General features: G+C 71.4%; 18 protein-coding genes. 16 read left to right on the top strand and 2 right to left on the bottom strand.

Annotated elements, in window-relative coordinates; translation table 11 throughout:
* The first annotated feature begins 99 nt into the window (after positions 1–99).
* The gene (locus AB0A65_RS02760; protein ID WP_359945138.1) at positions 100–690 is read left to right on the top strand and encodes an FABP family protein; all 591 of its coding nucleotides are present in this window, start codon (positions 100–102) and stop codon (positions 688–690) included.
* 5 nt (positions 691–695) lie between these two features.
* On the opposite strand, the gene AB0A65_RS02755 is transcribed toward AB0A65_RS02760, so the two are convergent.
* Positions 696–3,014 carry a DEAD/DEAH box helicase gene (locus tag AB0A65_RS02755; RefSeq protein ID WP_359945135.1) on the bottom strand — a complete coding sequence of 773 codons (2,319 nt, stop codon included), beginning with the start codon at positions 3,012–3,014 and terminating at the stop codon, positions 696–698.
* A 146-nt stretch (positions 3,015–3,160) separates the two neighbouring features.
* On the opposite strand from AB0A65_RS02755, the gene AB0A65_RS02750 reads away from it, so the two are divergent.
* The 9 genes from AB0A65_RS02750 (at position 3,161) to AB0A65_RS02710 (ending at position 16,294) form a co-directional block, all read left to right on the top strand.
* On the top strand, positions 3,161–3,520 hold the full coding sequence (locus AB0A65_RS02750) for an STAS domain-containing protein (RefSeq protein ID WP_232014141.1): 360 nt from the start codon (positions 3,161–3,163) through the stop codon (positions 3,518–3,520).
* The gene (locus AB0A65_RS02745) at positions 3,517–4,038 is read left to right on the top strand and encodes an ATP-binding protein (protein WP_359945131.1); all 522 of its coding nucleotides are present in this window, start codon (positions 3,517–3,519) and stop codon (positions 4,036–4,038) included. The genes AB0A65_RS02750 and AB0A65_RS02745 overlap by 4 nt, the downstream gene beginning before the upstream one ends.
* A gap of 216 nt (positions 4,039–4,254) precedes the next feature.
* Positions 4,255–6,588: a sodium-translocating pyrophosphatase gene (locus tag AB0A65_RS02740; RefSeq protein ID WP_359945128.1), complete on the top strand. Its 2,334-nt coding sequence runs from the start codon at positions 4,255–4,257 to the stop codon at positions 6,586–6,588.
* Positions 6,589–6,720: 132 nt separating this feature from the next.
* A complete protein-coding gene (gene topA, locus AB0A65_RS02735) occupies positions 6,721–9,486 on the top strand; it encodes a type I DNA topoisomerase (protein WP_359945125.1) in 2,766 nt (921 codons plus the stop codon).
* A 287-nt stretch (positions 9,487–9,773) separates the two neighbouring features.
* Entirely contained in the window at positions 9,774–10,943 is a 1,170-nt protein-coding gene (locus AB0A65_RS02730; protein WP_359945122.1) for a glycosyltransferase family 4 protein, read from the top strand.
* A 61-nt stretch (positions 10,944–11,004) separates the two neighbouring features.
* Entirely contained in the window at positions 11,005–11,712 is a 708-nt protein-coding gene (locus AB0A65_RS02725) for an IspD/TarI family cytidylyltransferase (RefSeq protein ID WP_359945119.1), read from the top strand.
* A gap of 179 nt (positions 11,713–11,891) precedes the next feature.
* Positions 11,892–12,587 carry a phosphocholine cytidylyltransferase family protein gene (locus tag AB0A65_RS02720; RefSeq protein WP_359945116.1) on the top strand — a complete coding sequence of 232 codons (696 nt, stop codon included), beginning with the start codon at positions 11,892–11,894 and terminating at the stop codon, positions 12,585–12,587.
* 109 nt (positions 12,588–12,696) lie between these two features.
* The gene (locus tag AB0A65_RS02715; protein WP_359945113.1) at positions 12,697–14,439 is read left to right on the top strand and encodes a CDP-glycerol glycerophosphotransferase family protein; all 1,743 of its coding nucleotides are present in this window, start codon (positions 12,697–12,699) and stop codon (positions 14,437–14,439) included.
* Between the two features lie 124 nt (positions 14,440–14,563).
* The gene (locus tag AB0A65_RS02710; RefSeq protein WP_359945111.1) at positions 14,564–16,294 is read left to right on the top strand and encodes a stealth family protein; all 1,731 of its coding nucleotides are present in this window, start codon (positions 14,564–14,566) and stop codon (positions 16,292–16,294) included.
* A 48-nt stretch (positions 16,295–16,342) separates the two neighbouring features.
* On the opposite strand, the gene AB0A65_RS02705 is transcribed toward AB0A65_RS02710, so the two are convergent.
* On the bottom strand, positions 16,343–17,182 hold the full coding sequence (locus AB0A65_RS02705) for a hypothetical protein (RefSeq protein WP_359945108.1): 840 nt from the start codon (positions 17,180–17,182) through the stop codon (positions 16,343–16,345).
* Positions 17,183–17,279: 97 nt separating this feature from the next.
* Here AB0A65_RS02705 and AB0A65_RS02700 point away from each other — a divergent pair, with 97 nt between their 5' ends.
* From AB0A65_RS02700 to AB0A65_RS02675, 6 genes are all read left to right on the top strand, one after another.
* On the top strand, positions 17,280–18,074 hold the full coding sequence (locus tag AB0A65_RS02700; RefSeq protein WP_359945105.1) for a sugar phosphate isomerase/epimerase: 795 nt from the start codon (positions 17,280–17,282) through the stop codon (positions 18,072–18,074).
* A gap of 146 nt (positions 18,075–18,220) precedes the next feature.
* Positions 18,221–19,939 (top strand): stealth family protein, encoded by a 1,719-nt coding sequence (locus tag AB0A65_RS02695; protein ID WP_359945102.1) that lies wholly within the window; start codon positions 18,221–18,223, stop codon positions 19,937–19,939.
* Positions 19,940–20,071: 132 nt separating this feature from the next.
* Positions 20,072–21,160, top strand: coding sequence for a DegT/DnrJ/EryC1/StrS family aminotransferase (locus AB0A65_RS02690; RefSeq protein WP_359945099.1), 1,089 nt, complete (start codon positions 20,072–20,074; stop codon positions 21,158–21,160).
* A gap of 3 nt (positions 21,161–21,163) precedes the next feature.
* Complete coding sequence (locus tag AB0A65_RS02685) at positions 21,164–22,168, top strand: Gfo/Idh/MocA family oxidoreductase (RefSeq protein ID WP_359945096.1); 1,005 nt, start codon at positions 21,164–21,166, stop codon at positions 22,166–22,168.
* Complete coding sequence (locus AB0A65_RS02680) at positions 22,165–23,631, top strand: glycosyltransferase (RefSeq protein WP_359945093.1); 1,467 nt, start codon at positions 22,165–22,167, stop codon at positions 23,629–23,631. The genes AB0A65_RS02685 and AB0A65_RS02680 overlap by 4 nt, the downstream gene beginning before the upstream one ends.
* A gap of 135 nt (positions 23,632–23,766) precedes the next feature.
* Positions 23,767–25,050: a nucleotide sugar dehydrogenase gene (locus AB0A65_RS02675; RefSeq protein ID WP_359945090.1), complete on the top strand. Its 1,284-nt coding sequence runs from the start codon at positions 23,767–23,769 to the stop codon at positions 25,048–25,050.

The following is a 25,050-nucleotide window of genomic DNA, read 5'->3' as shown; positions in this document are numbered from 1 at the left end:
GGTGGCCGTGGAGACGGCATTGACAGCCGCGCTCGTCATCGCCGCGGGCGCCATGGCGGGCGCGCTCGGCTACTGGACCATCCGAACCGCGAGGAACAAATGAGCGAGCGCGAAGTACCGGCGGAGTTCGCCTCGACCTTCGACAAGGTCGAGCCCTACCCGTTCGAGGAGACCGACGACCTCCGGCAGGGCCCGAACCTGCACGACGACCTGCTGCCGCTCCTCCCGCTCGTCGGGCGCTGGCGCGGCCGCGGGCAGGGCGGGTACCCGGGGGCCGAGGACTTCCTGTTCGCGCAGGAGGCGTCGTTCGTCCACGACGGCCGCCCGTTCCTGCGCTACCACTCGCGCTCCTGGATCGTCGACCCCGACGGGAAGCCGGTCCGGCCCGCCGCGCAGGAGACCGGCTGGTGGCGCGTCGTCAAGGGCGAGGACCCGAAGAAGCCCGAGATCGAAGTGCTCCTCGCGCACCCGACCGGGGTGCTCGACCTGTACTACGGGCACGTCGATGGCACGCGCATCGAGATCGCCACCGACGCCGTGGTCCGCAGCCCGCAGGCCAAGGAGGTCACCGCGGGCAAGCGCCTCTACGGCATCGTCGAAGGCGCCCTCATGTACGCGCAGGAGATGGCCGCCGAGGGCCACCCGATGAGCCCGCACCTGAGCGCCAGCCTCAACCGCGTCGCCGGGTAGGACGCTCAGAAGTCCCCCGGCCAGAGGTCGTCCTCTTCCTTCACCGGCTTGTCGGCGAAGGACTTCGCGGTCACCGGGCCCTCCGCCGCGGCGAGCACCTTCTTCAGCAGCGTCAGCGCCCCGGGCTTGCTCAACGGCTCGTTGCCGTTGCCGCACTTGGGGCTCTGGATGCACGAGGGGCAGCCGGAGGTGCAGTCGCACCCGGCGATGGCCTCGCGGGTCGCGCCGAGCCAGTCCGTCCACTTGCGGAACGCCTGCTCGGCGAAGCCCGCGCCGCCCGGATGGCCGTCGTACACGAACACCGTGGGCAGTTCGGTGTCCATGTGCGCGGCCGTCGAGAGGCCCCCGATGTCCCACCGGTCGCACGTCGCGATCAAGGGCAGCAGCCCGATCGACGCGTGCTCGGCGGCGTGCAGCGACCCCGCGAGGTCCTTCAGGCCGTCGAGGGACTCCGGGTCCACCGTCCACCACACCGCCACGGTGCGCAGCGTCTGCGGCGGCAGGTCCAGCTGCTGCGTGTCGATCACCTCGCCCGAGGGCAGGCGGCGGCGCTGGTACGAGATGACGCACGACGTCACCTCCACCTCCCCGAGGCTCAGCGTCACGTCCCCCATCTCCAGCCGCTCGCGCTCCGCGAGGATCTCCAGGTGCGTGATCTCCTGCGAGCTCGTCGTCCACGGCGGCTTCGCCGCGTGGACCAGCGCCAGCCCCTCCTCCAGGTCGAGGTCGTCCACGAGGTACGACTCGCCCTGGTGCAGATAGATGGCCCCGCGGTGGACGAGGCGGTGCGACGCGGCGGCGTCGATCGTGCCGATCAGCCGGCCCGTGCTCGTCTCCGCGATGTCCACGCCCATCGGCCCCGACCCGCGCAGCGTCACCTCCGGGCGCTCCGAACCGATCCAGTAGTACCGGCCCCCGGCCCGTTTGCGCAGCAGCTTCTGCTCGCACAGCTCGTCGGCCACGGCCCTGCTCCCGGGGATCGACGCGAGGTCGGACTCCTTGAGCGGCAGCTCCTCCGCCGCCAGGCACAGGTGCCCCGCGAGCACGTACGGGTTCGACGGGTCGCACACCGACGCCTCCACCGGCCGGTCGAAGATCGCCTCCGGGTGGTGCACCAGGAACGTGTCGAGCGGATCGTCCTTCGCGAGCATCACGGCGAGGGCCTCGGTGTCCCCGCGGCCCGCGCGCCCGATCTGCTGCCAGAACGACGCGAGGCGCCCCGGGTACCCGCACAGGAGTACCGCGTCCAGGCCCGTCACGTCGATGCCGAGTTCCAGGGCGTTCGTCGTCGCCACCCCGAGCAGGCGCCCTTCCCGCAGGTCCGCCTCCAGGTCGCGGCGGTGCTCGCGCAGGTACCCGGCCCGGTACGCGGCGATGCGCCCGGCTGAAGGGTCGGCGCCGAGGCGTGACTTCGCTTCGGCCGCAACGATCTCCGCGCCCCGCCGGGACGGCACGAACGCGAGCGTGCGCACCCCGCGGCGCACCAGCTGCGCGAGCATCCTTGCGGTCTCCGAGAGCGTGGACGCCTGCTGCGGTTCCCCTTCGACCTCGTACGTCACCGGCTCCCACAGGGCCACGGTGGCGCCCGGCGAGGGCGAGGAGTCGACGGTGACGGCGGTCGCGGGGCGTCCGGTGAGGACCGACAGTGACGCGGCCGGGTCGGCGGCGGTGGCGCTGGCGGCGATGACGACGGGGCTGGCGCCGTAGTGCGCGGCGAGGCGCAGGAGGCGCCGGAGCGTCAGGGCCACATGGGCGCCGAAGACGCCGCGGTAGACGTGGCACTCGTCGACGACGACGTACTTGAGGTCCTTGAGGAGCGAGCGCCACATGCGGTGGCGGGGGAGGAGCGAGTGGTGGAGGAGGTCGGGGTTGGAGAGGACGAGGTTCGCGAAGCGCTGCGCCCACTGGCGGTGCTCGAACGGGGTGTCGCCGTCGACGATCGCGGGGATGAGCCCGGGGACGTCGAACTCGGCGACGGCGCGGGCCTGGTCGGCCGCGAGGGCCTTGGTGGGGGCGAGGTAGAGGGTGCGGCCGGGCCCGTCGGCGGCGGCCTCGGTGAGCAGCGGCAGCAGGTACGCGAGGGACTTCCCGGAGGCGGTGCCGGTGGCGATGACGGTGTCGCGGCCCTCGAAGGCGTGCGTGGCGGCCTCGGCCTGGTGCGGCCAGGGGAGCGTGATCCCGGTGTCCCCCAAGGCTTTGCGGACCTCGTCGGGGACCCACTCGGGCCACGCGGCGCGCACGGAGGCCCGGGCGGGGAGCCTCCGGAGGTGGCGCACCCCGCCGTCCTCGGAGTCGAGGGCGGCGATGAGCTGGTCGGCTGACATCCTGCAATGATGCCGCAACGGGCCGACATCCGGCCTCCGGCGACAGTGCCCGCCCGCATATCGGTCATACGCTCCCGGCTCCTGTCCACTCGGAACGCAGTACGCTTATGGGCCAAGACACACTCCAGCCAGGTAGGAGAGACGGCGTGAGGGGAACTTCAGGCGACGGGGCGCCCGAGCCCGAACTGGGGCTGGGCCTTTCGACCGTCGGCGACTACGCGGTCATCAGCGTCACCGGCGAGATCGACATGTACACCGCGCCGCAGCTGCGCGAAGCCGTCCGCCAGCTCTCCTCCGAGGGGCGCATGCGGGTCGCCATCGACCTGACGCCCACCGAGTTCTGCGACTCCACCGGCCTGGGCGTCCTCATCGGCGCCCGCCGCCGCCTCTCCGACGCCGGGGGCAGCCTCGTCGTCGTGTGCGCCAACCCCCGCATCCGCAAGCTCCTCGACCTGACCGGGCTGGACAAGGTCCTCGACGTGAGGGAAGCGGTGCCCGGCGAGTGAACGGCTCCAGGCACGACCGCACCGGTGGAAGGCGGCCGGAGCCCGCGACGGTCAGGTTCGCCTTCACCCCCGCCGCCGCCTACGTGCGCGCCGCGCGGCTCGTCGCCGCGGACGTCGCGGCCCGCTCGGGGGTGGCCACGGGGCTCCTCGACGAGGTCCGCCAGGCGGTCGGCGAGGCGTGCACGCGCGCGGTCCTGCGGCACAGGGACCGCGGTCTGCGCGACCTCGTGCGCGTAGAGTTTTCGATCGGTGATCGTTTTGTTGCGAAAATCACCGACAACGCGCAGGATCTGCGCGCACGCTCCGGGGACCGGGTCGGCGCGGGCGCCGTCGGCGGCGATGCGCGAGCGAACGATCACGACGCGCTCGAAGAGGACACCCTCTCCGAGGAGATCACCCTCATCGTCCTCGGCGGGCTGGTCGAAGACCTGGTGGTGACCGGTCCCGACGCCGACGGGGGCACCACCGTCAGCATGTCGTGGCCCCTGCCCGGGTCGGGCTCCGCGACCGACCACTGAGGCCCTGCACACCCCCGCGGACCCGCGTGACCGAACCCACTCCGAAAGCCCTCATCTCGTTACACTCCGCACGTTAAGTCAGCCGCGTAGCCGAGCGTTGCCCGCGGGCAACCCCGGGCGCGGCACCGGCCGCCCGCTTCCCCGGAGCGGCCCCCTACGTGTCTGCGAAGGGGCGCGCCCTGCCTGCGCTGCTTCTTTGTTCTATGGAGGAACTACATGCATACGTTGCTCGCCAACGGCGACGAGAGCGTAGGCGCGCTGGAAGGCGCGAACCTCAGCCTCGTCGTGCTCGCGGCCGTGCTGGCGCTCATCGCGCTCGGCGGCGCCGCGGCGCTCGTCAAGAGCATCCTGGGAGCCGGCACCGGCACCGACAAGATGCGCGAGATCTCCGGAGCCGTCCAGGAAGGCGCCTCCGCCTACCTGAACCGCCAGTTCAAGGCCCTGGGGATCTTCGTCGTCATCGCCGTGGTCCTGCTGTTCCTGCTCCCGGCCGAAGGCGGCACGGACGTCCGCATCGGACGGAGCGTGTTCTTCATCGTCGGCGCCGTGTTCAGCTCGTTCATCGGCTGGGCGGGCATGAGCATGGCGACCCGCGCGAACGTGCGCGTCGCCGCGGCCGCCCGCGACGGCAAGCCCACCACCGCGATGCACCTGGCCTTCCGCACCGGCGGCGTGGTCGGGTTCATGACCGTGGGCCTGGGCCTGCTCGGCGCCTCGGTCGTGGTCTTCATCTACAACGCCGACGCGCCCGTGGTCCTGGAGGGCTTCGGTTTCGGCGCCGCGCTCCTCGCCATGTTCATGCGCGTCGGCGGCGGCATCTTCACCAAGGCCGCCGACGTCGGCGCCGACCTCGTCGGCAAGGTCGAGCAGGGCATCCCCGAGGACGACCCGCGCAACCCGGCGACCATCGCCGACAACGTGGGCGACAACGTCGGCGACTGCGCCGGCATGGCCGCGGACCTCTTCGAGTCCTACGCCGTCGTGCTCGTCGCGAGCCTCATCCTCGGCCGCGCCGCGTTCGGCGAGACCGGGCTGATCCTGCCGCTGCTGGTGGCCTCCGTTGGCATCGTCGTCGCGATCCTCGGCGTCATCATCACGCGCATGCGCGCCTCCGACGCCTCGGGCCTGACCGCGATCAACCGCGCGTTCTATATCTCCGCGGTCGTGTCCGCGGTCCTCACCGCGGCGGCCGTGTTCTGGTACGTCCCGTCGTCCTGGTCCGACCTCGGCGGCAAGATCTCCGCCGAGGACATCGCGGACATCCCGGTGAACCCGCAGGTCCTCGCGATCGTCGCGGTCCTCATCGGCATCGCCCTCGCGGCCGCGATCCTGGCGCTCACCGGGTACTACACCGACACCCGCTACAAGCCCACCAAGACCGTCTCGGCCTCCACCCGCACGGGTGCGGCCACGAACATCCTGTCGGGCTTCTCGCTCGGCCTGGAGTCCGCGGTCTACACGGCGCTCACCATCGCCGCGGCCGTCCTCGGCGCGTACCTGCTCGGCGGCGGGGTCTTCCTCGTCTCCCTGTTCGCGGTGGCGCTCGCGGGCTGCGGCCTGCTCACCACCGTCGGCGTCATCGTCGCCATGGACACCTTCGGGCCCATCAGCGACAACGCGCAGGGCGTCGCGGAGATGTCCGGCGACGTCGAGGGCGACGCCGCGCGCACCCTGACCGACCTGGACGCGGTGGGCAACACCACCAAGGCCATCACCAAGGGCATCGCGATCGCGACCGCGGTCCTGGCCGCGACCGCCCTGTTCGGGTCCTACACCGACGCGGTGGCCTCCGAGGGCCTCGCGGGCGGCGCGCTGTTCGAGACGCTGAACATCGCCGACCCGGTCAACATCGTGGGCTTCATCATCGGCGCGAGCGTCGTGTTCCTGTTCTCCGGCCTCGCCGTCAACGCCGTCGCCCGCTCCGCCGGGTCCGTCGTCAACGAGGTCCGCGACCAGTTCGCGCGCTTCCCCGGGATCATGGAGGGCACGCAGCGGCCCGAGTACGGCCGCGTCGTCGACATCTGCACCCGCGACGCCCAGCGCGAGCTGGTCACCCCGGGTCTGCTCGCGATCACCGCGCCCATCGCCGTCGGCTTCGGCCTCGGTGTCGGCCCGCTCGCCGCGTACCTCGCCGGTGCGATCGCGTGCGGCGTCCTCATGGCCGTCATGCTCGCGAACTCGGGCGGCGCCTGGGACAACGCGAAGAAGGACGTCGAGGACGGCGCGCACGGCGGCAAGGGCTCCGAGGCCCACGCCGCGGCGGTCATCGGCGACACCGTCGGCGACCCGTTCAAGGACACCGCGGGCCCGGCCATCAACCCGCTCCTGAAGGTCATGAACCTGGTGAGCCTCATCATCGCCCCCGCAGTCGTGGTCTACACGGTCGACGGCGTCGGCGACGAGGCCGGCGGCCCGATCCGCTGGATCATCGCGGGCCTGGCCGTCGCCGCCCTCGTGACCGCGATCGTCGTCTCCAAGCGCCGTTCCTCGGTGGTGGAGGCGGGGGAAGCCCGCACCCCGGAGCAGCGTGAGTCGGTCGAGGTCGGCTAGCTTTCCGGGTCACTTATCCGGCGTGTGCCCCGTTCCATCGGAACGGGGCACACCCATACTCAGGGGACGCAGTGCGGAAGCGTGAGCTACCGTAACGATTCGAGTGCATTTTCCGAGTGAACGGTGGGAGCAGTGCCGGACATCAAACGCCTGGTCATCGTCGAGTCCCCGGCGAAGGCGAAGACGATCGCGTCGTACCTCGGTGCCGGCTACATCGTCGACTCCTCCCTCGGGCACATCCGCGACCTCCCGCGCAGCGCGAAGGAGATCCCGGCGAAGTACAAGGACAAGGCCTGGTCGCGGCTCGGCGTGGACGTCGACAACGACTTCGCGCCGCTGTACATCGTCAACCCCGACCGCTCGGCGCACGTGAAGAAGCTCAAGGGCTACCTCGCGGAGGTCGACGAGCTCTTCCTCGCCACCGATGAGGACCGCGAGGGGGAGGCCATCGCGTGGCACCTCCTGGAGACGCTGAAGCCGAAGATCCCGGTGAAGCGGATGGTCTTCCACGAGATCACGCCGCAGGCGATCGCCGAGGCGGCCGCGAACCCGCGGGAGCTGAACCAGGACCTCGTGGACGCGCAGGAGGCGCGGCGCATCCTCGACCGGCTGTACGGGTACGAGGTCAGCCCGGTCCTGTGGAAGAAGGTCATGCCGCGGCTGTCGGCCGGGCGCGTGCAGTCCGTGGCGACGCGGCTCGTGGTCGAGCGCGAGCGGGCCCGCATGGCGTTCCGCTCCGCGGACTACTGGGACGTCACCGCGAACCTGTCCACCGCCGACGACCAGCGGTTCAAGGCCACCCTGATCGCCGTGGACGGCGACCGGGTCGCCTCCGGCAAGGACTTCGACGCCGCCACCGGCAAGGCCCGGGGGAACGTCGTCCACCTCGACGAGGCGGGCGCGCGCGGCCTGGCCGGGCGCCTGGAGGGGCGCGACTTCACCGTCCTCAAGGTCGACAAGAAGCCGTACCGGCGCCGCCCGTACCCGCCGTTCATCACCTCGACGCTCCAGCAGGAGGCCGGGCGCAAGCTGCGGCTCTCCAGCGCGCAGGTCATGCGGGTCGCCCAGCGGCTCTACGAGAACGGCCACATCACCTATATGCGAACCGACTCGACGAACCTGTCGGCGACGGCGATCAACGCCGCCCGCGCGCAGGCCGCCGAGCTGTACGGCGCGCAGTACGTGCCCGCCGAGCCGCGCCACTACGCGCGGAAGGTGAAGAACGCGCAGGAGGCGCACGAGGCGATCCGGCCCGCCGGGGACGTGTTCAAGACCCCGAACCAGATCAAGTCGCAGCTGTCGGCCGAGGAGTACCGGGTCTACGAGCTCATCTGGCGGCGCACGCTCGCGTCGCAGATGGTCGACGCCACCGGGAACTCCACGTCGGTGCGCACCCGCGCCGTCACCGCCTCGGGCGAGGAGGCCGACTTCGGGGCCTCCGGCAAGACCATCACCAACCCGGGCTTCCTGCTCGCCTACGTCGAGTCCATCGAGGAGGGCGACGCGGACGACGCGGAGAAGCGCCTCCCCGAGCTGGCCGAGCGCCAGCACCTCGCCGAGAAGGGCCTCGAAGCGGCCGGGCACACCACGCAGCCGCCCGCCAGGTACACCGAGGCGAGCCTCGTGAAGGCCCTGGAGGAGCGGGGGATCGGGCGGCCGTCGACGTACGCGTCGATCATGCAGACCATCCAGGACCGCGAGTACGTGTTCAAGAAGGGCCAGGCCCTCGTGCCCGCGTTCCGGGCGTTCGCGGTCGTGGGCCTCCTGGAGCGCCACTTCCCGCGGCTCGTGGACTACGACTTCACCGCCGGGATGGAGGACGAGCTCGACGGCGTGGCCGCCGGGCAGGAGTCCCGCGAGGGGTTCCTGCGGAAGTTCTACTTCGGCGGCAAGGACAAGGAAGGCACGGTCGCGGCGTCCGGCGGGCTCCGGCACATGGTCGAGGAGGAGCTGGCGAAGATCGACGCGCGCCAGGTCAACTCGATCCCGCTGTACACCGACGCCCAGCAGCGGCAGGTCGTGGCGCGGGTCGGCCGGTACGGGCCGTACCTGGAGCGGACCACGCCCGCGCAGGCCGAGGCCGGGGAGCCCGGCGAGCGCGTCTCGGTGCCCGAGTCGCTGGCCCCGGACGAGCTGACCGAGGCGAAGGTGGAGGAGCTGTACGAGCTCGGGTCCGCCGAGGGCGAGCTGGGGACGCACCCCGAGACCGGGGAGCCGGTGTTCGCCAAGAGCGGCCGGTACGGGCCGTACGTGACGTCGGGGGAGAAGTCCTCGTCGCTCTTGACGGGCCAGAAGCTCTCGGAGCTGACGCTCGACGACGCCGTGCAGCTCTTGACGCTGCCGCGCCTGGTCGGCAAGGACTCCGAGGGCGAGGAGATCCGCACGGGCCTGGGCCCGCACGGGCCGTACGTGAAGAAGGGCCGCGACTACCGGTCGCTCGACCGGGAGGAGCAGCTGTTCTCGCTCACCCTCGAAGAGGCCGAGAAGCTGCTCGCGCAGCCGAAGACCCGCGGGCGCCAGCAGCGCGCCCAGACGCTCCTGAAGGAGCTGGGGCCCGACCCGGTCACCGGCAAGGAGGTCTCGCTCAAGGACGGGCGCTTCGGGCCGTACGTGACCGACGGGGAGACGAACGCGTCGATCCGCAAGACCGACTCCGTCGAGGACCTGACGATCGACCGCGCGGCCGAGCTGCTCGCCGAGCGGCGCGAGAAGGTCGCCTCGGGGGCCGTCCCGGCGAAGAAGACCGCGAAGAAGGCGGCCAAGAAGACCGCCGCGAAGAAGACGGCCGCCAAGAAGACCGTGAAGAAGACCGCCGTGAAGAAGACCGCGGCCAAGAAGACGACCACCGTGAAGAAGGCGGTCAAGAAGGCCGCGAAGAAGCCCGCCTCGGGCGAGTAGCGGCACCGGACCACAGGCCCGGCCCCCGGTTCGGGGGCCGGGCCTCCGCTTTGCCCGAGTGGTCTGCTTTCACCGATATGTGGCATGTCTGACACCCGAATGCGCCCGACCACGTCCCGCCTCGGCGCGTCCCCCTACGGTTCAACCGTTCGTAAACTAATTTCTGCTTGGATGCAACCTCGTCAAGGGTCCGGCGCGTCAAGGCTTTGCGGACACCGCTCGATGCGGAGCGACGATCGTCCGATGTGGCTGAAGACGGCAATTCTTCGAAAGCGGGTTTCGAGTACATGCGAATCACATTTCTGGTCCGTAACATCTGGGGCATCGGCGGCACCATCAAGACCACCCTCAACACCGCGGAAGCCCTGGTAGACCTCGGTCACGACGTGACGATCGCATCATTCGTGAGGCACAAGAAGAAATCCGACTTCACCATCGACCCACGCATCACAGTGGTCAATCTCTGGGACACCCGCGCACCGGAGAAAGGCGGCGAGCGCCTTTCATTCGTCGAGCGCTGGCAGGCTAAGCGCCATTCATTCCTGGACGTCGATAAAGTGAACAACCAGGGCGAGTCCTCGAAACTCCTCGACCTGCGGGTCAAGCGCTATCTCGAACGCGCCGACGCCGATGTCGTGGTGGGCACGCAGGTGTCGGTGAACCTGTACATGGCCGAGTACGGCCGCCCCGAGAAGTACGCGATGGTCGCCCAGGAGCACATGTACCTCGACCACTACCGGCCCGAGGTCCGCAAGCGCATCGAGGCCGAGTACCCGAAGCTCGACGCGATCGTCACCATCACCGAGGCCGACGCCGCCGTCTACCACGAGGCGTTCCCGGGCCTGGGCGAGAAGATCTGGTGCATCCCCAACTCGATCCCGCCGAGCTCCCGGCCCGCCGCCGAGCTCACCGAGCCGCTCATCATGACCGCCGGGCGGCTCACCGGCATGAAGGGCTTCGACACGCTCGTCAAGGCGTTCTCGCAGGTCGCCGAGGAGTTCCCGGAGTGGAAGCTGCGGATCTTCGGGCGCGGGCCGAACAAGGAGAAGCTCGTCGCGATGATCGCGGACCTGGGCCTGGACGGCCGGGTGGAGCTGCCGGGGCCGGTGACGCCCCTGGACGAGGAGTGGGAGAAGGCGTCGATCGCGGCGATCCCGTCGCGGTTCGAGCCGTTCGGGCTCGTCATCGTCGAGGCGATGGCCGCCGGGCTGCCGGTGGTGTGCAGCGCCGTCAAGCACGGGCCGCTGGAGATCATCCAGTCCGAGGAGAACGGCCTGCTCGTGCCGCCGATGAAGCCGACCGCGCTCGCGAACGCGCTGCGGCGGCTCATGGGCGACCCGCGGCTGCGCCGCAAGCTCGCCGACGCGGGCCGGACCACCGCGAAGCGGTACGAGCCGGGCGAGGTCGTCGGGCTCCACGTGGCCGTGTTCGAGAAGGTCGCGCGCGCCCGCGGCTGAGCCGGAGCGGGCGCTTGTAGATTGAGCGGCGACCCGCCCCCGAGGACCCAGGAGACGCGCTGTGCCGAGTGAACCGACGATCGCGGCCGTGCTCGCCGGGGGGACCGGCGCCCGCATGGGCGCCGGCCTGCCCAAGCAGCTCCTCGACGTCGCCGGGAAGCCCGTGCTGCGGCACACCCTGGAGGCGTTCGAGGCGAGTGGGGCGGTGGACCGGATCGTGCTCGTCATGGCCGAGGGGCACCACGAAGCGGCCTGGAACATTGCCAAAGCCGCAAATGTGACAAAACTCTCGGCGGTGATCGGCGGCGGGGCGACCCGCGCCGACTCGTCGGTGGCGGCGATCCGGTGGGTCCAGGGGGTCGCCGGACCGCGCGCGAAGCTCCTCGTGCACGACGCCGCGAGGATGCTCGTCACCGGTGGGATCATCGCCGATGTCGCTGCGGCCCTTGACGAATGGGAGGCGGTGACCGCGGCGGTCCCGTCCTCCGACACCGTCGTGGAGACCGAGGGCGGGCGCATCACCGCGGTTCCCGACCGGGCCCGGCTCGCCCGCGTCCAGACCCCGCAGGGGTTCCGGCTCGGCCTCATCGCCGCCGCGCACGAAGCGGCCGCCGCGGACCCCGCGTTCACGCCCACCGACGACTGCTCCGTGGTCCTGCGCTACCGCCCTGACGTGCCTGTCCGCACCGTCCCGGGCGCCGAGCGGAACCTCAAGGTGACCGGTCCGGAGGACCTCCGGATCGCCGCGGCGCTCCTGGCGGCGCCGTGAGGCCGGGCGCGGAAACGCCGGTGCGGTCACCGGCGGTCGGGCACTGGTCACGGGCCGCATGATCAGCGGATTCTCATGTGACGGTCACGTAAACCTTGCGTTGGCGACTGCGTCACCGGCCGTTCAGCTAGGTAAACTTCACCGATCCAGCACCTAAACCGAACGAGGTGGCACTCGACATGTCCACGAACATCGTGATCCTCGCGGCCGGCGTCGGCTCCCGGCTCGGCAAACCGCACCCCAAGCCCCTGACGCCCCTGAACACCGGGGAGACGATCCTCGGCCGCTCGCTGCGCCTGCTCACCTCCCGGTTCAGCCGCCACTCCATCCACCTCGTCGTCGGCTTCAAGAAGGAGATGATCATGGAGGAGGTGCCCGACGTCGGCTTCATCTACAACCAGGCGTACGGCGACACCAACACCTCCAAGAGCCTCCTCAAGGCGTTCAGCATCCTCGGCCCCGGCGGGGTCCTGTGGCTCAACGGCGACGTGGTCTTCGACCCGCAGGTCCTCGACGTGCTCCTCCCGCACATCGCCATGGACCACTCGTTCGTCGCCGTGAACACCGCGAAGACCTCCGACGAGGAGGTCAAGTACACGCTCGGCGCCGACGGCTACATCGCGAAGCTCTCCAAGCAGGTCCACGACGGCGCCCTCGGCGAGGCCGTGGGCATCAACTACGTCTCCGCCGACGACCGCGCGCTCGTCGCCAAGCGCCTCGCCGAGGTCGACGACCAGGACTACTTCGAGGGCGGCATCGAGCTCGCCATCGAGAAGGACGGCGTCAAGTTCGAGGCCGTCGACATCTCCGCGCACAACGTCATCGAAGTCGACTTCGCCGAAGACCTCAACAGCGTCAACCGGGCGTTCAAGTAGCCCCCGCACCCGTCCCACCCTCGAAGGCCGCCCCGATCCCGCGTGGCACCGTCGCCGACGCCCCCCAGCATCACCACGACACCGACCATTCGAGCAAAGGCACGCCAAGTTGTTGAAGAAGCTGCTCAAGTCACGGACGTTCCTGCCCACCGCGTCGGGGGCCGCGGCGCTGGCCCTGGCCCTCACCGCGTGGCAGGCGCCGTGGCCGACGCTCCTCCTCGCGCTCGTCGCGTTCGCGGGCGTGGCCCGCCGGACCACCGAGAACATCGCGAACCTCCGGGCCGCCCGCATCGTCGCCTCCACCGCCGTGCTCGTCGCGGTGTGGCAGGTCAGCGGGTTCGAGCGGTGGCCCCTGCTGGCGGCCGGGGTGCTCATCGCCCTGTTCGCCGTCTCCTCCGACATCGTGGACCGGGCGCTGAACGTCGGCTACCTGCTCTCGGTCAACCTCGACGTCGAGCGCAGCACCCGCGAGCGGTGGTCCACGCCGCCGGTGATCGTCCGCATCATGAGCGCCCTGGGCCTCGCGTACGTCGCCGCCGCAGCCGTCCCCGCCGACTACTCCGGGACCGTGGACGTCGTGTTCCTGGTGCTCGCGCTCGCCTCGTTCGCGTGGACGGGCCTGGCGTTCCTGTCCGGGTACTTCCACCGGCGCCGCGAGTCGCACCCGGTCGACGGGCGCGTCATGACCGCCGTGACCCGGCTCCAGCCGAAGTACGTCGTCTACTTCGCGGGCGCCCGCGCCTCGGAGTACCAGCTGAACATGTGGCTGCCGTACTTCGAGCAGGTCGGCGACCCGTACCTGATCCTCATCCGCGACCGCTACCTCTACGACGGCATCGTGGCCCGCACGAACGCGCCCGTGGTGCTCGTCCCGGCCCAGTCGGTGCTCGACACGATCCTCCCCGAGAGCGTGCGCGCCTGCTACTACGTCAACCACGCGATCAAGAACGCGCAGCTCATCAAGCTCGACAAGTACCTCCACGTGCAGCTCATGCACGGCGACTCCGACAAGGCCATCAGCCGCAGCCCCGTCTCGCTCATGTACGACCGGGTGTTCGTGGCCGGGCAGGCCGGGGTCGACCGGTACCACCGGTACGGCGTGGACATCCCGAACTACAAGTTCAAGAAGATCGGCCGCCCGCAACTGCACGACCTGCGCGTCGGCGACCGCGAGAAGGCCGAGGGCGACCGCAAGGTGGTGCTGTACACGCCCACCTGGACCGGCCTCACCGCCGACGTCAACTACTCGTCCCTCAAGCAGGGCAAGAAGATCGTGCAGGCGCTCCTGGAGCGGGACGTGACCCTCGTGTTCCGCACCCACCCGTACACCAAGACCAACGCCGCCTACCTCGCGCTCGCCGCGGAGATCAAGGCGCTCATCGCCGCCGACGCCGCGAAGACCGGCCGCCCGCACCTGTGGGGCGCGCAGGCCGAGTCGCGCGTGTCGCTCACCGACTGCATCAACGCCGCCGACGTCGCGATCTCCGACATCTCCGGGACCGCCTCCGACTGGCTCTACAGCGGCCGCCCGTTCGCGATGACCGACCCGAAGGGCTACCGCGAGAAGTACCTCGACGAGTTCCCGCTCGCGAAGGCCGCGTACCTGCTCGACCCGAAGGCCGGGAACGTCGAGGAGGTCCTCGACGAGCTGCTGCTGCACGACACGAAGGCCGCCCTGCGCGCCGAGGTCCGCGAGTACTACCTCGGGGACTTCGCGCCCGGCGAGCTCATCGGCGTGTTCGCCGACGAGGTGAAGGCCACGTACGCCGAACCGGTCCGCAAGACCGCGCTCGGCGAGTCCGCGATCCCGTCGATGGCCCGCAAAGAGGCGCAAGGGTCTGGAGTGGCCTGAGCGACACGCAGGCGTGATCCAGGGCCGACGCGCCCCCGGGCCGTCCTCGTGCGCGCCGTGAGCGGTTAACCTGATGGTCGACTTCCAGTAGACGATCGGACGGAGAACTGTGGTAGCCGGTTCGGTGAAAGGGCTTGTCAAGCGCGCGGTCCCCGCGCCGCTGTGGGAGCGGCTGCGCGTGCTCCGCCGGTCGCTGAAGACGGGATCGCGCGGCAGACGGGAGGCCCGCGCGGCCGCCCGCAGCCAGGACCGGCTCCTCGCCGCCGACCCCGGCCTGCGCGCCGTCCAGGCCGACGGCCTGCCGATGGTCGGGCGCGTCGTGGACGCCTTCACCGGCGCCGACGCGGCCGAAGCGCACCTCATCGACGTCGTCGGCGCGGCCGAGGCCGCCGGGATCGGGTACTTCCTCGTCCGCGGCAAGACCCACCTGCGCCACGTCGTCGGCATCCGCGGCGGCGACCGCGCCGCGTTCCTCGCCGCGATGCGCGCCCGCCTCGGGACCACCGAGTACTACGTGGGCCGCCCCGAGGGCGGGGTCTCCAACGAGTTCGCGGCGGGCCCGTTCCCGTTCGCGGGCGACCTGCCGAGCCGCGTCGCCAACGCGAAGGTCCTGCGCTTCGGGCGCCTGCTCCTCGGCCCCCAGGGCCAGCTCCTGTCCGGGCTCGAACTCGGCTGCGACGTCGAGTTCTGGGACGAGGCCGACGCGCTCGCCAACGACCCGAAGTTCCTGGCGCGCCAGGAGAAGCTCAAGGTCCGCATCCCCCCGGCGATGTTCGCCGGGGCCTGGGTCGCCCCGCGCGCCAACGAGGTCGCCGACGTGCTGCCCGCCGAGGCCCGCGTCCCCGCGCACCGCGTCGTCGGCGAGCGCAAGTTCGACACGTTCGAGCCGTTCAACCGCAAGCTCGTCGACGAAGTCGACTTCCCCGTGGACGCCGTCTACATGTGGGTCGACGGCGACGACCCCGTGTGGGCCGCCAAGCGCGCCGAGTACCTCGGCGAGGGCGTCTCCAAGATCGCCAGCGCCGCCTCGAACTTCGTCAGCCGCGACGAGCTGAAGTACTCGCTGCGCTCGCTGCACGCGTTCGCGCCGTACATCAGGAACGTGTACATCGTGACCGCCGGGCAGACCCCGCACTGGCTCGACCCGGAGGCCGAGGGCGTGCGGATCGTGGACCACTCGGAGATCTTCGCGGACCCGTCGGTGCTCCCGGTGTTCAACTCGCAGGCCATCGAGGCGCAGCTGCACCGCATCCCGGACCTGTCGGACCGGTACCTGGTGCTCAACGACGACACGTTCTTCCGGCGCCCCTCGACGGCGTCGAACTTCTTCCACGCCAACGGGATCATCCGGCTGCCGTTCTCGCCCGCGCAGATCGGCCTGGGCCGCCCGCAGGCCGAGGAGGCCGCGCCGAGCTCGGCGGGGAAGAACGTGCGGGCGCTGCTGGAGGCGGACTTCGACCGGTTCATCGCCTCGAAGTTCAAGCACGTGCCGCACCCGCAGATCCGGACCCTCGCGGAGGAACTGGAGGAGCGGTACGCGGACGAGGTGCGCACGACGACGGCGTCGCGGTTCCGCGCGCCCGACAACATCAACTTCGCGACGGCGCTGCACCACCACTACGCGCTGTTCACCGGGAAGGCCGTGCCGGGGGCGTTCCGGCTCCAGTACATCGACGTGACGGCGCCGGGCGCGCCCGAGCGGCTCGCGGACCTGGAGGCGGACCGGGGCACGGACACGTTCTGCCTCAACGACGTGGACACGAACGAGGGCAACGCGGCGCGGATCGACGCGCTCGTGCGCGGGTTCCTGGAGCGGATGTTCCCGTTCCCGTCGCCTTGGGAGAAGCGGTCTTAAGAAGGCAAAGGGGAAGCCCGGCGGTGACCCGCCGGGCTTCTTCCGTGTCTAGCGCGCGCGTTCGGCGGGGCTGGGGACGAGCCGCACCGGCGGGGGCAGCGGGGTCGGGCCGTTGGCGGCGGTCGCGGGGTGCGGGGCGACGAGGCCGCGGCGGTCGCGCTCGTCGCACAGGTCCGCGAGCTTCTCGTAGGCGGCGGCGCCGAGCAGCTCGGTCAGCTCCACCGCGTAGGAGAGGTAGACGGGCTCGACGGCGGTGTGGGCGAGCGGCGAGCTCGTGCACCACCAGTCGAAGTCGTGGCCGCCGGGGCCCCAGGAGGCGCGGTCGAACTCGGTGATGAGGGTGACGGACACGTCGGTGCCGTCGGCGCGGTGCTCGGTCTTGAAGTCGCGCTTGACGGGCAGCTGCCAGCACACCTCGGGCTTGTACTCCATGGGGTGGACGCCGTCGCGCATCGCCTGCTGGTGGAGGGCGCACCCGGCGCCCGCGGGGAAGCCCTCGCGGTTGTGGAAGACGCAGGCGCCGTCCACGACGGCGGTCTTCTTCGCGGGTTCTTCTTCGCCCTCGTCGTTCTCCAGGGTGTCGTCGACGATGGTGTGCTTCCACTTGCGGTGGAGCTGCCAGGTCTCGGGCGTGAGCTTCTTGACGATCTCCCTGGTGCGGCGGATGTCGGCCTCGTCGGTGTAGAACGCGCCGTGGAGGCAGCACCCGTCGGCGGGCTGCTTCGCCTCGATCCCGGGACAGCCCCCCTGGTCGGGGTGCTTCCCGAAGATGCAGCCCCAGCGGGACAGGAGCCAGGTCAGGTCCGCGCGGACCATCGTGTCGGAGTCAGCGGGGTCGAAGAACTCGACCCACTCGCGGTCGAAGCCCGCGGGCACCTCGTCGGTCATCCTCCAACGGTACCTGCACTGCACGTTCAGGACCGGTTCACGCCGCGCTGACCACGAAGCCGTCAAGGTGTTTCGGGCACGGCGTACCCTGGTGGGCGTGACCCAGTCCGTCCCGGTTCTGCTGTCGACCACGTCCGTGTACCCCGAGCCCACCGCGGTGGGGTTCGAGCTCGCCGCCGAGCTCGGCTACGACGGGGTCGAGCTGATGGTCTTCACCGACCGGGTCTCCCAGGACCCGTCGGCCGCGGCCAGCCTCGCGAAGCACTACGGCGTCAAGATCGGCGCCGTCCACGCCCCGTGCCTGCTCGTGACGCAGCGGGTGTGGAGCGCCGACCCGTGGACGCGGCTGCGCCGGTCGGTGCAGGCCGCGGAGTACCTCGACTCGCCCACGGTGGTGATCCACCCGCCGTTCTCGTGGCAGCGGGAGTACGCGGCGAAGTTCTCGACGGTCCTCGACGGGCTGAAGGCCCGGTACCCGGGGGTGACGATCGCGGTGGAGAACATGTTCCCGCTCAAGGTCGGCAAGCGGAACCTGGTGCCGTACCGGCCGCACTGGGACCCGACCCGGCACGGGTACGACTCGTACACCCTCGACCTGTCGCACTGCGCGGCCTCCGGGGCCGACGCGCTCGCGATGGCCGAGCGGATGGGCAAGGGCCTCAGGCACATCCACCTGTGCGATGGGACCGCGCCTGGCGCGGACCAGCACCTCGTGCCCGGCCGCGGGACGCAGCCGTGCGGGGAGCTGCTGGGGTCGCTGGGGAAGGCCGGCTGGGACGGGTCGATCACCGTCGAGGTGTCGACGCGCAAGAGCGGCAACCGGTCCCGCCGGGCCGACGACCTGCACGAGTCGCTGAAGTTCGCGCGCGACGCGCTCGGCTCGGGAGCCTGACGAGCATCACAGCGCCCGGGGCGCAACCGTATGCGGGGTCCGAGCCGTCTCTTTCCTGTACGTTCACCGGATATTGCCTGCGCGTTGCCGCGGTATTATCAACCTCGCACGGACCCTCATTTCGTGCGAATCCCGAAGGAGGATGCATGCCCGGTCAGCAGCGGAGCCCCGGTGCCGCCGTACGGCACCTGGCCGGGCTGGTGCTCCCCGCCGGGCTGCGCGAGCGGGTCCAGGAGCGGCGCCGCCGCCGCGCGGGCCGCCGCCGGGTGGACGCGCTGGTCGCCGCCGACTCGGGGATGCGGGCGTTCCGCCTCGACGGGCACCAGGTCGCCGGGCGCCTCGCCGCCGACTTCACGGCCGCGGACGCCGCGGAGGCGAACCTGCGGATCGTCACCGACGCCGCCGACGCCGCAGGCGTCCCGTACTTCCTCGTCCCCGCCAGGTCGCACCTGCGCCACGCCGTGGGCGTGCGCCGCGCGGACAAGAAGACCCTGCTCGACGCGATGCGCGGGCGCTACGGCGACACCGAGGTGTACGCCGCGAAGATCAGCGCCGCGAACCAGTCCGTGGCCCTCTACGCCGAAGGGGCCCTGCCGAAGGCCGTCAAGTTCGCGCAGGTCATCCGCTTCGGCCGGTTCACGCTCGGCCCGCAGGGCCAGGTCCTGTCGGGCCTGGACTACGGCTGCGACGTGGAGTTCTGGCGCGACGGGGACGACTTCGCCGCCGAACCGGACTTCGAGCGGCGCAACGCCCGCCTGAAGGTCCAGGTCCCGGCCGCGATGCTCGCGGGCGGCCTGGTCGCACCGCGGCCCAACCGCGTCTCGGACGTGCTGCCCGCCGAGGAGCTGGTCCCGGCGAGCACCGACGTCGGCGACCACAAGCACCCCACGTACCGGGCGTTCACGCACCGCCTCGCCGACGACGTGGACTTCCCCGTGGACGCCGTCTACATGTGGGTCGACGGCTCCGACCCCGAGTGGGCCGCGCAGCGCGCCCGCTACCTCGGCGGTGGCGCCGCCGACCACACGCACCTGACGGGCGCGTCCAGGTACGTCAGCCGCGACGAGCTGAAGTACTCGCTGCGCTCGCTCCACACGTTCGCGCCGTTCATCCGCAACGTGTACCTGGTGACCGCCGGGCAGGTCCCGGCCTGGCTCGACACCGACGCCCCGAACGTCAAGGTCGTGGACCACGCGGACATCTTCGCCGACCCCTCGGCGCTCCCCGTGTTCTCCTCGCACGCCATCGCCACGCAGCTGCACCGCATCCCCGGGCTCGCCGACCACTACCTGGTCATGAACGACGACGTGTTCTTCGGCGTGCCCAGCCGCGCCGAGAAGTTCTTCCACGCCTCCGGGGTCGCGCAGCTGCCGTTCTCGCCGCTCCAGATCGGCGTCGGCGCCGCCCGCGCCGAGGACTCCGCGCCGAATTCCGCGGGCCGCAACGTGCGGGCGCTGCTCGAAGCCGACTTCGGGCGCCAGACCGTGAGCAAGTTCAAGCACCTGCCGCACCCGCAGCTGCGCGAAGCCGCCGCCGAGATGGCCGGCCGGTACGCGCCCGCCGTCGGCGCCACGGCCCGCTCGCGCTTCCGCGACCCCGCCGACATCGAGTTCGTGGGGATGCTCCACCACTACTCGATGCTCACCGGCCGGGCCGTCCCCGGCGCCTCCAAGCTCCACTACGTCGATATCGGCCACCGCGACGCCCCGAAGCAGCTCGCGGAGCTCGCCGAGGGCCGCGACGCCGAGTACTTCTGCCTCAACGACGTCGACACCCCGCCCGAGCGGGAACAGGCCATCAGCACGATGGTCCGCCGCTTCCTCGACCACTACTTCCCGTTCCCCTCGCCCTACGAGAAGACCTGAAGGGTCCGGACGGCGGCGCCATAGCGCGCGCGACGTGGCGGCAGCCGCGGCCCGGCGCGTCGGTACCATCGTCACGCGTCCGCACCCCGGCCGCGCATCCACCATCACCGATCCACCAGTACAGGGGGCCCAGTGCCAACGGACAACCAGGGGTTCATCCCCCCCGCCAAGCCGCACATCGGCGAGGAAGAGATCGAAGCCGCGGTAGCGGTGCTGCGCAGCGGCATGGTCGTGCAGGGGCCCGAGGTCGCGGCGTTCGAGGAGGAGTTCACCGCCGTCTCCGGCACCGCGCACTGCGTCGCGGTCAACTCCGGCACCTCCGCCCTCCAGCTCGCGCTCATGGCCATGGGCGTCGGCCCCGGCGACGAGGTCATCGTCCCGTCGTTCTCCTTCGCGGCCTCCGCGAACGCGGTCCGCCTCGTCGGCGCCGACCCCGTGTTCGCCGACATCGAGCCCGGCTCGTTCTGCATCGACCCCGCGCACGTCGAGGCCCTCGTCGGCCCCAAGACCGTCGCGATCATGCCGGTGCACCTGTACGGGCACCCCGCGGACATGACCCGCCTCGTCCAGATCGCCGAGCGCCACAACCTGGCGATCCTCGAAGACGCCTGCCAGGCGCACGGCGCCCAGGTGAACGGCAAGCCCGTCGGGTCCTTCGGCATCGGCGGCACGTTCTCCTTCTACCCGACGAAGAACATGCACTCGCTCGAAGGCGGCATGGTCTCCACCGACGACGCCCAGTTCGCGCGCACCCTCCGCCTCCTGCGCAACCAGGGCATGGAGCAGCGGTACGCCAACGAGATCGTCGGCGCGAACATGCGCATGACCGACGTCGCCGCCGCGATCGGCCGCGTCCAGCTCCGCAGCCTGGAGCAGTGGACCGAGAAGCGCCGCTCCAACGCCGCGCGCTTCGACGCCGCGATCAAGACCGTGACGACCCCGCCGGTCGCCGCGGGCGCGCGCCACATCTACCACCAGTACACCGTGCGCGTCGAGGGCGACCGCGACGGCGCCCTGGAGCAGCTCAAGGCCGCGGGCGTCGGCTCTGCCGTGTACTACCCGACGCCGATCCACAAGCTGATCCCGTTCAAGCACATGGACGTCGAGCTCCCCGAGACCGACAAGGCCGCGGCCGAGGTCCTCTCGATCCCCGTCCACCCGTCGCTCACCGACGACCAGCTCGACCGCATCGTCGACGCCGTCAACGCCCTGGAGGTCTGAGCCATGACCGACACCCAGCTGCGCGCGGGCCTCATCGGCCTCGGCGCCATGGGCCGCAACCACGCCCGCGTCCTCCACGCCCTCGAAGGCGTCGAGCTCGTGGCCGTGGCCGACCCGGTCGCCGCCGCCTCCTCGCTCCCGTCCGGGGTCCGCCTCGTCGAGACCGTCGAGCAGCTCATCGAACTGGGCCTCGACTACGCCGTCGTCGCCTGCCCCACGGTGCACCACGAGCCGATCGGCCTCGCGCTCGCCGACGCGGGCGTCCACGCGCTCATCGAGAAGCCCCTCGCGCACACCGCCGAGGCGTCGACCCGCCTCGCGGACGCGTTCGAGGCCAAGGGCCTCGTCGGCGCCGTCGGCCACATCGAGCGGTTCAACCCGGCGATCGCGAGCCTGCGCGAGCGGCTCTCCGCGGGCGAGCTGGGCGAGATCCTCCAGGTCGTCACCCGCCGCCAGGGCCCGTTCCCCGGCCGCATCGCCGACGTCGGCGTCGTCAAGGACCTCGCCACCCACGACATCGACCTCACCGGGTTCGTCACCGGGCAGCGGTACACGTCGGTCTCCGCGCGCACCGTCTCCCGCTCCGGCCGCCCCCACGAGGACATGGTCTCCGCGGTCGGCGTCCTGGAGAACGGCGTCATCGCGAACCACTCCGTGAACTGGCTCAGCCCCTTCAAGGAGCGCACCACCGTCGTCACCGGCGACCGCGGCTGCTTCATCGCCGACACGCTCACCGCCGACCTGACGTTCTACGCGAACGGCATCGAGGCCAACGAGTGGGAGGCCCTGAGCAACTTCCGCGGCGTCTCCGAGGGCGACATGATCCGGTACGCGATCCGCAAGCGCGAACCGCTCCTGGTCGAGCACGAGCAGTTCCGCGACGCGATCCTCGGCAAGTCGAACGACATCGTCGACCTGCGCATGGGCGCCGCCACCGTGGCCGTCTCCGAGTCGATCCTCCACTCCGCCGCCACGGGCGAGACCGTCTCCCTGGCCCCGTCCGCATGACCGACGCCCCGCCGGACCTCACCGCGGTGACGGTGCACCGAGGGAGCCTGGACTGCCTGGCGGCGCTCGCCGCGCAGACCCTCGCCCCCGGCCGCCTCGAAGTCGTCGCGGTCCTCGAAGGTGCGGCCGGCGACGGGGACGCCGAGGACCTCGACCGGTTCGCCGAGAAGCACCCGGGCCTGGTCCGCGTCGTCCGCGCCGCCGCCACCGGCGGGGCCTCCCGCGCCGCCGCCCTCGCGGCGGCCCGCGGGCGCTACGTGGTCTTCGTCGACCACGCCGAAACGCCCGCACCCGAACGGCTGGAACGGCTCCTGTCCGCCGCCGGGGACGCCGACGTGCTGCTGTGCGGCGCGCCCGCGGACCTCGGCGGCGCGGCGGGGACCGCCGCGCTCGCCGCCCTCGGGGCCGCGCGCCTCTACCGCCGGGACCTCCTCGACGGCCTCGACTACCCCGACGGCCCCGCCGCCGCCGAGCTGTTCGCGCTGCGGGCCCTCGCGAAGGCCGCCGCGGTCGCCGTCTGCGAGGACGACGCCCCCCGCACGGCCCCCACCGGATCGCCCCTCGACCACGTCGCGGCCGCCGAGCGCCTCGCCGAAGCCGCAGAAGACCTCGACCCCGAACCCCGCGCCGCGCTCCTCTCCGGGGTCTTCACCCGCGAGATCGCCGCCGCCCTCGACCCCCGGTTCCTGGCCCTCGACGCGTTCGCGCGCGCCGAGGCCTGGCGGGCCGCCGCCGACTTCGCCGACGCGCACCTCACCGAGGGCCTCCGCGCGGGACTGCCCGTGGCCCTGCGCGTCCGCGTGTCCCTCGCCCAGCACCGCGACCTCGAACTCCTCGAAGCCGCCCTCGCCCAGACCGCCCCCCGCTACCTCGCCGAGGACGGGCGCCTCTACGCCCGCTACCCCGGGTTCCGCACCGCCGCCGACCTCCCCGACGAGTGGTTCGCCGCCGACGGGGAACCCCTCACCGAGGCGTTCGCGCGCGGCGTCGAACCCCGCTACCTGGTGTGGACCGGCGTGCGCCGCAGCGACTTCCACCTCGAATACTCGTGCTTCCTGCCCGTCGAGGGCCTGGACGCGGACGCCGTGCGGGTCGGGGCGGTCCGCCTCCCCGACGGCGCCGAGCCCGAGCCCGCCGCGGCCGTCGCCGACTTCCCCGAGCGGGAGACCGCCGCCGCGGCCGAGACCGGCCCCGACGGGACCGCCACCGTCGTCACGGCCCGCCTGCCGCTCGAAGCGCTCGCCGGCGAGGTCGGCAAGTGGGCGCTGCGCGCCTCCGTGCGCCTCGGCGCGCACGTGTACGACCTGCCGCTGAAGGCCCCCCAGGGGTACGTCCGGCGGGAGGGGGAGCTCCGCGGGGTCTCTGTAGAGTGGGGCCGGAAGCGGAGCACCGTCGTGAAGGTCCGCCAGCGTGCGACCCGGCACGGGGCCTCCCGGCTGCTCGGCTTCCTGTCCGACAGGTGAATCGGACGGCCCCGGAACGGCCCCGTGCACCATCGGTGCGCTGAGCCGTCATCGACACGTCCCCCGGCGTTCGGGTGCCGTTCATTCTCGGCTGCGTAGCTATAGCTTCAACGCAACTCGTCAGAAAGAGAACCCATGAACATCTGTGTGGTCGCTCTGGGGAAGATCGGACTGCCGCTGGCGGTCCAGTTCGCCTCGAAGGGGCACCGGGTCGTCGGCGCCGACGTCAACGCCCGGACCGTCCAGTCCGTCAACGACGGGGTCGAGCCCTTCCCGGGCGAGCACCGGCTCGCCGAGCTGCTCAAGGAGAACGTGGCCGCGGGCCGCCTGCGCGCGACCGCCGACACGACCGCCGCCGTCGCCGAAGCCGACGCCGTCGTGGTCGTCGTCCCGCTGTTCGTGGACGCCGAGGGCGTCCCCGACTTCGGGTGGATGGACGCCGCCACCGAGGCCGTCGCCAAGGGCCTCAAGCCCGGCACGCTCGTGTCCTACGAGACGACCCTGCCCGTGGGCACCACCCGCGACCGCTTCGGCCCGATGCTGGAGGCCGGTTCGGGCCTCACCGTCGGTTCGGACTTCCACCTCGTGTTCAGCCCCGAGCGGGTCCTCACCGGCCGGGTCTTCGCCGACCTGCGCCGCTACCCGAAGCTCGTCGGCGGCGTCGACGCGGCCTCGACCGCCGCGGGCGTCGCGTTCTACGAGGACGTCCTCGACTTCGACGAGCGCCCGGACCTGCCCCGGCCCAACGGCGTGTGGGACCTCGGCACCGCCGAGGCGTCCGAGATGGCGAAGCTCGCCGAGACCACCTACCGCGACGTCAACATCGGCCTCGCGAACCAGTTCGCGCGGTTCGCCGACAAGCAGGGCCTCGACGTCATGAAGGTCATCGAAGCCTGCAACTCGCAGCCGTACAGCCACATCCACCGCCCCGGCATCGCCGTCGGCGGCCACTGCATCCCGATCTACCCGCAGATGTACCTGTGGAACGACCCCGAGGCCACGGTCGTGCGCGCCGCCCGCGCCGCCAACCGCGCCATGCCGTCCTACTCGGTCGACGTGCTCGCGGCCGCGTGCGGCGACCTCACCGGGCGAGGCGTCCTCGTCCTCGGCGCGGCCTACCGCGGCGGCGTCAAGGAGACCGCGTTCTCCGGCGTGTTCCCGCTCGTGGAGTCGCTGCGCGAGCACGGCGCCGTGCCGTACGTGTCCGACCCGATGTACACGCCCGCGGAACTCGAATCCGAGGGACTCCCCGCCCATAGGGGCGAAGAGGTGACGGCCGCCGTCGTCCAGGCCGACCACGACGAGTACCGTGGTCTGACCCCCTCCGACCTGCCCGGGGTGACGGTCCTCCTCGACGGCCGCCGCGTCACCGACCCCGACGCATGGGAAGGTCGGCGCCACATCGTCCTCGGCAGTTAG

The organism is Glycomyces sp. NPDC047010 (assembly GCF_040644205.1).
Lineage (GTDB): Bacteria > Actinomycetota > Actinomycetes > Mycobacteriales > Micromonosporaceae > Glycomyces.
Note: the sequence above shows the minus strand (reverse complement) of the source record. Positions and strands in the feature narration are given on the sequence as shown.